General features: G+C 34.6%; 9 protein-coding genes. 8 read left to right on the top strand and 1 reads right to left on the bottom strand.

All coding sequences use genetic code 11. From position 1 onward, the window contains the following. The first annotated feature begins 1118 nt into the window (after positions 1–1118). From DYY65_RS09550 to DYY65_RS09520, 7 genes are all read left to right on the top strand, one after another. Positions 1119–2933 (top strand): sensor histidine kinase, encoded by a 1815-nt coding sequence (locus tag DYY65_RS09550; RefSeq protein ID WP_162477735.1) that lies wholly within the window; start codon positions 1119–1121, stop codon positions 2931–2933. A gap of 74 nt (positions 2934–3007) precedes the next feature. Further along, positions 3008–3250 (top strand): response regulator, encoded by a 243-nt coding sequence (locus tag DYY65_RS09545; RefSeq protein ID WP_162477734.1) that lies wholly within the window; start codon positions 3008–3010, stop codon positions 3248–3250. Positions 3251–3417: 167 nt separating this feature from the next. After that, positions 3418–3819 carry a response regulator gene (locus tag DYY65_RS09540; RefSeq protein WP_162477733.1) on the top strand — a complete coding sequence of 134 codons (402 nt, stop codon included), beginning with the start codon at positions 3418–3420 and terminating at the stop codon, positions 3817–3819. A gap of 809 nt (positions 3820–4628) precedes the next feature. Next, complete coding sequence (locus DYY65_RS09535; protein ID WP_162477732.1) at positions 4629–5213, top strand: response regulator; 585 nt, start codon at positions 4629–4631, stop codon at positions 5211–5213. Between the two features lie 77 nt (positions 5214–5290). After that, positions 5291–5443, top strand: coding sequence for a hypothetical protein (locus DYY65_RS12555; protein ID WP_162477731.1), 153 nt, complete (start codon positions 5291–5293; stop codon positions 5441–5443). 231 nt (positions 5444–5674) lie between these two features. Beyond that, positions 5675–6742, top strand: a complete 1068-nt coding sequence (locus DYY65_RS09525; RefSeq protein WP_162477730.1) for a hypothetical protein — start codon at positions 5675–5677, stop codon at positions 6740–6742. A gap of 594 nt (positions 6743–7336) precedes the next feature. After that, on the top strand, positions 7337–7759 hold the full coding sequence (locus DYY65_RS09520; RefSeq protein ID WP_162477729.1) for a hypothetical protein: 423 nt from the start codon (positions 7337–7339) through the stop codon (positions 7757–7759). A 45-nt stretch (positions 7760–7804) separates the two neighbouring features. Here the strand turns inward: DYY65_RS09520 and DYY65_RS09515 are convergent, their stop codons facing one another. After that, complete coding sequence (locus DYY65_RS09515) at positions 7805–8158, bottom strand: DUF6659 family protein (RefSeq protein WP_162477728.1); 354 nt, start codon at positions 8156–8158, stop codon at positions 7805–7807. A 1652-nt stretch (positions 8159–9810) separates the two neighbouring features. Between DYY65_RS09515 and DYY65_RS13060 the strand changes: the two genes are divergently transcribed. After that, positions 9811–9988 (top strand): response regulator (locus DYY65_RS13060; RefSeq protein ID WP_370519347.1); only part of this gene is annotated, 178 nt, incomplete at its 3' end.

Raw genomic sequence — 9988 nt, 5'->3', positions numbered from 1 at the left:
ACGACCACAATGTGGGATACAATGTAAGGCAAAGAGTCTGATATCATGTCTGGAGGTAATATCTATAAGGATTAGTTCACTTCGTCACTCTCACAGGATATACCAAACTCGCTGCTATTGGGTAATAAGTTATTTTCACTCTCAATGAGCAATCAATAGCATTTCTTACTAGTTAATATAGCATCAGAGGACCTTATTTCTGCAGATGATGTATAAACGAATATCAAAACCCAGCGACCGTTTTGGTAATAGCGAAATTGATAAATGGGATTCTAGATAACGAGCATATAGTCCCGAATTCACACGCAATAGTTCATCCAAGTCGGCATGAGATATGAAACAAAAAAAGAATTTTGATAATAGATGACGAGTCAGATGTAATCATATGAAACAAAAAAAGAATTTTGATAATAGATGACGAGTCAGATGTAATCATTGAGTTGCAATCAGTATCAGAACAAAATGGATTTAAAACAGAATCCTATAATGATCCCGTGTTAGCTTACAAATATTTTAGAAAAGGTTTGTACGACCTGGTGATATAGATATTAGGATATTGTAACTGATGGATTTGTTTTGTACCAAAAAATCATAAGGATTGATAGCAAGGTCAAGATGTGCTTCTTAACAGCTACTGAATATTTTCACGAAGAAATTAGAAGAGAACAGGGATTAGGGTAATATAAGCAAGATTCCTTCCTAAGAAAATCAATTGAGACAGAGGATTTGATTCAAGCAATAAAGAAATTACTGCAATCTGAATAAATAAATGGATAGGAAGAAATCATTATGTCCCACAATGTGGGGCATAGTGGCACAGATGTACCTAGTAATACCTTTATACAAAATAATTGCTGTAAAATATAGTGAGAGAAATTTTGCATGAATCTGCAAATGCAAAATCTAACAATATAAAAAAAGATGCAAACGATGTATATAAGATGATGGTACAATCTGAAAAAATAAATTGATACATGAGCATGATCTTATCACCAAAAGATTTGAAGGAACCAACCCTTTTTCTACATATTGCATTACTTGTAAAGGATGTTATTGTCCATCGTGTGGTAAACTGATATAGTGAGGTCATTTATCGAAGAGGGAAGAAAGTGCATATAATGCAAGATAAAGAGCACAGTCCTAGAACTAACATTGTCACAGTAGCTGTTATAGTAGGTATCGCATTAGTGCTGTCAATATTTTCCTATCAATATTCTATTGTCAGTTCTAACAAAATAGTTGACATTGCTTCGCAGGAAGTCAGATCAAATGTAAAAATAGAGGTACACGATCTTACACAAATATTAGCAAAACAATTACAAACTGTTAGCGCTCTCCTGCAAACACTTACTCCCTCACCTCTCATACAGAATAATCAATATCAAAAGTCAGCATTTGTCCTCTTTAATTCTAGACAGAATTCTACTAGCGAACTTACTAACTTTTACATGTGGCTTGACAGCCAAGGAAAAATTGTGTGGCTCAGCAACATGAACCAATCTACATACCACAAATATAGAGGAACTGATTTAAGTTACAGACCGTATTTTACTGTGCCTAGGGATACACACACGGTATATTATAGCAGCCTGATAGATTCAAATGATAAAGTCCCAAGGCTGTATATATCATATCCCATAGTCAATGGTACCACTGGAATATTCAAAGGCGTAGTTGTTGCAGGAATTAATGCTTATACCTTGGGTAACCTCCTAAGAAATCAATTATTCCCTCAGTTTAATAGTACTATAGGATTGCTGGACAGAAATGGCTTAATTCTTTATACAAATCCTCAACAATATGTAGGTGAAAATGTCTTTGGGAAGAAATTCCAGTCTGCTCTTTCTACTCTTCTACGCCCAACCCAATCTATGATCTTATTAAATGATCTAATAAAAACATCATTACAAGGCTCTTCTGGTTCAGAAGATATCCTTGTCAATGGGAAAATGAGCACTATATCATATGATCCAGTGTTAGTTAACGGCCACTATTTTCTCACACTCTATATCAGTGCACAGCAGAACCTTGCTACCGACGTGAGTGCTTTGATTGATCAACAAAGATATTTTACTATTTTAATAATAGCAGTAATAGGAACAGTAGCAGTTGTTATAGCCTTCTTGGTCTTCTCATGGAATAAGAGATTGGAGAATGTAGTTAATACAAGAACTCTGGAACTAAAGGCAGCAAATGATTCGCTGGCTGGTGCTAATGAGCGATTAAAAATCCATGATAAAATGCAGCAAGAGTTTATTAATATCGCAAGTCATGAAATGAAGACTCCTACTCAAGCTATACTAGGGTATTCCAAATTAATACAGCGACACCCCGATAAAAGAGATGGAATGATTGAGGCAATAGCTAGAAATGCAAATAGGCTTCAAAGGCTGACCAGTGATATACTAGATGTTACAAGGATTGAAACTCAATTACTAAAACTGAAAGTGGAAAGAGTAAATCTCAGCAAATTGATATCAGATATTATTGAAGATTGCAAAAATGAAATTGAAAAAAGCAACAAGGATATCAAGTTATTGCAGGAACAAGATCAGACTATAGAAGTAAAAGCAGATAGGAACCGCTTAACTCAGGTTATTTCTAATCTATTAAATAACGCTATTAAGTTTACCAAGAATGGTACCATAAAAGTTACTGAAGAAGTGAGAGATAGTAAGGCTTTGGTTAGTGTAAAGGATACGGGTCAAGGTTTAGATCCGGAGATATTTCCAAGATTGTTTTCTAAATTTGCTGCTAAATCTGAAATAGGTACTGGCTTGGGTCTGTTTATCTCTAAAAGCATTGTGGAAGCTCATGGGGGCAAGATATGGGCCGAAAACAACTACGGGCCTGATGGACTGATAACAGGAGCTACCTTTACATTTAGTATACCTTGTAAGGAGGCTGAACAAGACAAGCGGAAGCAAAACTAGGAGATAGACAGAAGACGAACAACAGCAACAACAGAAGCGATAACGGTAACAGTAAGAACAACAAAAATAGAATATTGGTAGTAGATGATGAACCTGATATCACATTGATTTTTGCTCTGGGCCTTGAGGATAATGATTTCAAAGTTGATACATTCAACGATCCTATACAAGCATTATCAAATTTCAAAAGTGGTCTATATGATCTTGCTCTTCTTGACTACAAGATGCCAAATATGAACGGCTTTGAGTTATACAGAGAAATAAGGAAGATAGATCACAATGTTAAGGTGTGCTTTGTCACAGCATTTAAGAGCTGAAAAATAAATTTCAACCTTCCTTAACAGCATCGTCAGAACATAAGGAAGAAGACGTAAAGTGCTTTATTCCAAAACCCGTCGATATAGACGATTTAGTAATACGAATAAATGAGGAATTGAATTCATCATCTAATCAATAAGCAAATTACTACTAAGAGTATAACGGAATGATAAAATTGAATAACAAAAAGAATATTGCAACAATATTTCTCGTCGACAACGAACCTGATAGCATATCAGTTTTGAGCATGGGCTTGGAAGATGGAGGATTCAATGTTGATGCTTTTAATGATCCTATATCTGCACTCTCAAATTTCAAGCCTAATTTCTATGCTCTGTCTATACTTGACATCAATATGCCTAAAATGGATGGATACCAATTGTGTAAAGAGATAAGGAAAATAGATGAGAAGATAAAAGTATGTTTTCTGACAGGATCTGAGATATATAAAGAGGGCTTGAGGGAGCCACCGTCCCAGCTCCTAGGGAATATAAAGTGCTTTATTCCAAAACCCGTCGATATAGATGATTTGGTAAAGAAAGTAAGAGAAGAATTGGATTTAGAATAATTGGTTTGTTGCTGTAGTTTTACGGAACATCTGCTCTCGTACTCCATAATAGTATAGTTTGTTACTATTAGATAACAAAAAAACCGGAAATGGATAGTTTTTAATTTAGTCAGAAGTCTATATGTAGGCCACACAATCATCCTAATACCTGGTAACGACTTCACACCCTTCACCTCCTTCATTCATAGCAATTGCCTCTCTTTGTTGTTATGAATGATTTTATTCTTCTTTTTATCCTCATTAGTGACTAGCATATTCTATTATCATTATTGAGGAATGATCATATGGTAAAGCATTTAATGTCTAGCGCTGTATACTGACTGATGGTAATTATGATTAACGTAATAAGCAAGTTTTGTATCGAGCACCTTTGAAAATTAAGAAAGACTCGTGTAATTGCTTGTTCCTCTCTATATTCAAAGTTACCTTATTTCCAGTAAATTTACACCGCCATTATCTACTGGACAGCTTTGATGTTTTAGATTATCATATAAGTTATGTTGCAGTCCAAAAATATGATTGTTTATTCATAGTTGTCTGGATATTAACTTAAGAAATATCTGCACATAATTCAATATATAGAAATAGTATTTTTGACAAACAAGCAAATTAAACAATAATAAGAGATGGCTAAATGTCTAATAGAAATGATACATTTTAGCATGATATGCTAAATAATGAATAGTTTAACCAAGTTCCTGGATATTACATTTAAAAATTATTTATATTCTAATCACAATTTTTAGAATCATTTAGAATATTCAATAAATTCCTATATAGAAGCTTAGATTATAATACTACAAATTATATTGGAATTCTCACCTTTTGGTAATTCTAACACTGTATTATTAGTAGATGATGAATCAGATATTGTAGAAACAAATGAACAACTGCTAAAAAGGCAAGGATTTAATGTATTTGGTTTTACAAATCCTCAAAAGGCATTACAAGATTTTCAAATAAATTCTAGACAATATGGTCTAGTAATATCTGACATCAGAATGCCAGAGATGAATGGATATGAGTTTACAAAAAAAGTCAAGGAAATAAAACCAGAAGTTAATGTATTTGTTATGACAGCTTTTGATATTGATGACCAAGAGTTAAATGAGGTATTACCTTCAATTAAGATAGATGAGCTGATACAAAAACCAATATCATCCAAAGACTTGGTTAGCGTAATAAACAAGTATATCAAAAATAAAACAAAGGTCAAGCCCAATGCAGAACCCGTTGATAATCTTGATTTACCTGATGGATTAAAGGAGCAACTGGCTAGCCATAACTTGCCAATTGAACAATTGATGGCTATGAAAATTAGTGATTTAGCTGACAAATTTGGTATAGATCAAGATGCAGCTCGACTGATCATTAATGCTTTAAGACACAGCTAACGAAGTGATGAGGATAGAGTCTAGTTTTATAGCTATTATTAAAATTTAGTGTAAAATGTGTTTGATACAGACATATTATGGATGTAGAAAAAACAGAAACGATATTTTTTCTCAGAATAATTGAGGTAAAAGATTTTCATAAAGATGAGCCTACTCTTAGTGAAAAAGAAATAATTGAGGAGCTGCTGTGTAGCAAATGTCTTGTGCTGGACAAAATTCTTAACTCCTAATGTTGAATTGCCGTGATTTGTTTGATCTAGTTATTAAATATTTGCTGAACATCCAATCATGTTATAGAGAACAGACAGACATCAAGCACAATGCAATAAGAAAAATTTACTGCAGCTGTAAAAACGCGAGAATCAAACCTTGGCCAATTGAACCTATTAATGCTTAGTCCACTACAAATCAAATAGAATATTTATTAACATTACTCTATACTTATGAGGTGTAAGCTGTAGTTGTCGATCGATATCCATTCATCCTCCCGTGGCAAACATGCTTTGCTTCTTTATAAAAGCATTTTAGAACGTGATAAGGCCGCACTAGACTACATTAACAAAGGATTAAACGAAAATCAGCTTTGCATCTATGCTTCTGTTGAAGCCTATGACCAGCTACACTTATCCAATATTTCATCTAAAATTGTTGATTTCAAAGAGAATATATACAAAAGAAATTTGTTAATTGTAAATCTAAAACCATTCTATGATTCTGCATTAAAGGGAGACCTGACACCATTTGAGAATCTTAAAAAACAAATACAGGAAGAGCTAGAACTTAGAAATAATAATAAATCTGTAACTATCGTTGCTGATTGCGCTGATAATCTGTTTCAGAACCAATATTTTGATCAATCCCAGTTAGTAGAAAGCTGGTGGCATCATGCGTATATAGAGTGGATACGCTATGATAAGAATCAAGGGCGACAACAACAAAAACAACATCATGTCACTATCGTATGTCCGCATCTGGATTTATTATTACATAAACATCCATTTGATCAACACAAGTACAAGATCTTAGATAACCATAGCATTACTATAGATATGGCAGGTCACACGATAATGACTTCATCCACATTAAACAAACTTATAGTAGAACCACAGCCACTACGGGCTACAGAGTCAACCAGTTCTCAAATGAAGTCTCAAACACACATTCTCATTGCTGAACCAAACCCCGAGCTTCGCTCTGTCTACAGCATGTGGCTACGGTCCAGGGGCTTCAAGAACATATTAGTAACAGATAGTGGAAGTAAATGTATTGAGGAGTTTGATAGGATAACAAATATTAATCAATTGCCTAATCTAATTGTTATTTTAGATTCGCACCTTAGAGATATTTCATTCATTGAGCTAGCCAAACAGATTATTAATAAAAGACCAGATCAGATACTTATCTTTACTACTACTCTACCTTCGGACATTATTAACTCAATAAGTATTAACATCAGTAGTAATATCAAGACATTATTGAAGCCCTTTAAGTTATCAAAATTATTACAGTTAATAGGTAAAAGCAGTTAAGATGAGAACATGTAAACATGTTCAGCCTTTATATTATAACAGGCAAATATACTTCAGGCGACGTCTTAGGTCTAATAACCTCTAATTTTTGACCTTATGTTTCAGAGTATAAAAGGGATAGTTCACTATGGTAGAAGGAAAATATATCTTAGTAACGTCATAGTGAATGCAGTGAAAGCAGTGAAGAGTATAGAGAATTTTCCCTCATAGAATATGGACTGAAAATGGGGAAACCTCACTAAATAAGCGAGAATTGAACGGAAATTAGTTCTGTTTTCATTAACCAGTATTCGACATTTGGCTTAACGACCATTTTAATACCTGGTAACGCCTTCACAGCCTACACTGCCTTTCCCTAGATGTGTTTTAATTACGTGTGTTTAACTATATGCCTTCACAGTATCATAGATGTATGCTAAACTTTTGTTGTCTCTTCATTAGAACAACGTGTATCGAAAGAATTCGACGCTTTGGTCTCAACTGCAATTAATTATCTGAAATCTTTTAAGGAAGGGTTTTGTTATACGAGTGGGGAAAAAGTTGGCAACGTTCTATCATGACCTATTTTTGGTCTGGATGTGTGAGTGATTAATAATGTCAGAATCAGAAAATCAAATTAAGGAAATCAAGAGGGTTTATGCAGGATTAGAAACACTATACCACGCTTATTTTCCAAAATCAGATCCATCTTTGATTCATGATTTGCTGAGAAGATTGCAAAAGAATCCTGATGCTGCTCCAATCTATATGGTTGAGGTCTTTACAAAGAGAGGAGTAAATCCTGAGGCAGCAAAGAAATACATCTTTGAGAGAACAGGAATGGTGCCTGGAGTCTATGAGAATGGAACGCTGTTCGTCACAAATCAGAAACTCACCTTAAAAATGCTCAAAGAAATATCTGATTCTGATGATGTCTTGGAAATTGCAGGCGATTATACTGGGAACATAACAGCTAGAGGACCATCCCATGAACATTCTGATGTTTGTCCTCTACGGAATCTTGATTATGCATACTAACAAAAGGTTAGTTATTAGAACGATACTTTTATTTACTGTGTTTTGCTACGATTGAGTTAGATTAAGAATCTTTTTTATCAAGTCATCGTGATTTACATTAACTTCAGCTGTTACCACCAGTAGATAATTATCATCTACGGGCATTGAAATTCGCTTAATTTTTTCAAACTCTGTTTCAGTGTACTTTGCTCGTCCAATTTTCGATGTAAACGGACCACGTACCGACCATATAGCCCATGTCTGTATATTCGCTTCTCTTGTTTCCTCTTTTGTAAGCAAATCTTTTACACCATCTCGCTGCCCACCATATAGATTTTCACCGCTGTCGTCGCAGATACCGACATACCGGATCCCTGGATCAAGATCCATCACCGTTTGGCATAAATTTGAATAATCCATATTGGTATCATGAAAAGCTTTCTAATAAGGATAAAGTGAAGATTAGGGAGATATAAGATAAACAGATATCTGCCAATATACTGACAGACTACAACAATCTCGGCTAACGTTATGATAGACCAGTTGTAGTTCTTCGGTTGGACATAAACACCCTGCTGTTGCTGTATGCCCATGTATGACCTTAGAACCCACTACACCCATAGCCTTGCAATAAAGTCAAGCAAACAGACCACAATTACGGGGAAGCACAAACCAACCAGTCGTAGTCTGTTTGCTTGACATGTAAGGTGTGCAGACAGAAAATGTACAACATGATAGTTAATAGTTAAGTAAATGACAGACTACAATCATTTAGATTATGGATATCAGAAACCCGGATAGTTGTAGCCTGTAGTGATATGTGCTGCTGCATATTATGATATACATGCAGTAGATAATAAACAACTGGGCCCTTGTGGGAAATAGATCACAGGACAGACACTAGGTATAAGCTTGTATAAGAATCGCTTTTTGTCAGCGACCACCATGTAGCTTGGAACTATCGACATGTCTCGTAAATATTTAGCCTGGGAAAGCAATCAAGTAGATGTCTTATTATTATTATTATTATTATTATTATTATTATTATTATTATTATTATTACCTGTCTGTTCTTTTTTATGTCTTAATAGCCTCAACCTTTCTTTCCTGTTCTGTCAGCTGGGGACCTTCTTAATGCCATCCCGCAACAAGGACAGAATATACCTTGATTATAATAATAGACCTCACACCTTCTACAATATTTTTTACCGCTATCATAATGACTTTGGCAAAAGATCGTACTTAAATTTAATCTCACACAAATTCCTACAAACAAATTCTATTTCTAATAGGCCGTGAAAGTATCACCTATTGAGAAGTGAATCTAGATAGGGAGCGGGAGACAGTGTATGTGCAGAATAGGAAATCGTATTGGCTAACCCCCTACCAAAATCTTTCTTTAAATATTTGATATATTCAAGCAAGTGCTTTTAGATTGATACCTGAATATCCAAAGCCGCAGAAGAAATCATAACGATGTTTCTTAAGGCAACTTTATGAGACTTTATGAGGCTGCCAAGTAATTCTTCTTTCCACTTGCAATAGAATAACAAGTGTATGGAAAGAAAGAACCCTGACTATAAAGCCGGAAGAATTTTAATATAAAGACTTTAATCCAAGGTTTAATCCAAGGTGGGCATAAGGAACCCTAGAACCCTAGAGATTTTCGCTTTATTCCTGGAAGTCCTTTCAAAGACGAAATATTTCTTGGGCTCTGACTAAAAAACCTCTGATTAATTGTTTGAGTTGCTTGGAATAAAAAGATCTGATAGAATCCAGCAATTTCAATATCAAATTCAATGCACAAGCATATGTAAAGGCATTCCTGAATTTTAATAATTGAGTAATGTCATTCTTCGCTTGCTTGGTTTAGTAATAATTAACATCTTGGGAAAATGGCCTCACTCGTAGACATGCATGTAGTGGACTTGGATTGGTTATATGTAGTGGCATAATTGACGCCCATGCTGTGAAGATTTGGCTTGATAAGTTTTATAGAGATGGCGCGGCAATAAAATTTATGCTACCACTAAAAGGAAAACAAGCGGAGATGGAAGCGATACGTGCGTAATATGAGAGTGTTGTTGATAGACGATAACAAGGATATAGCAAATATGGTTAGTTTATGCCTTGAAAGTCAAGAAGATATTGCATGTGACGTTATAAGTGATGGAAAAGAAGGATTGAAGTCAATAAAAGAAGGCAATTTCGATGTTATATTGTTAGATCTTGCATTACCAGATTTCAGTG

The organism is Nitrososphaera sp. AFS (genome assembly GCF_009898475.1).
GTDB lineage: Archaea > Thermoproteota > Nitrososphaeria > Nitrososphaerales > Nitrososphaeraceae > Nitrosopolaris.
The sequence above is the reverse complement of the archived record's forward strand: the minus strand, read 5'-3'. Positions and strand labels throughout refer to the sequence as shown.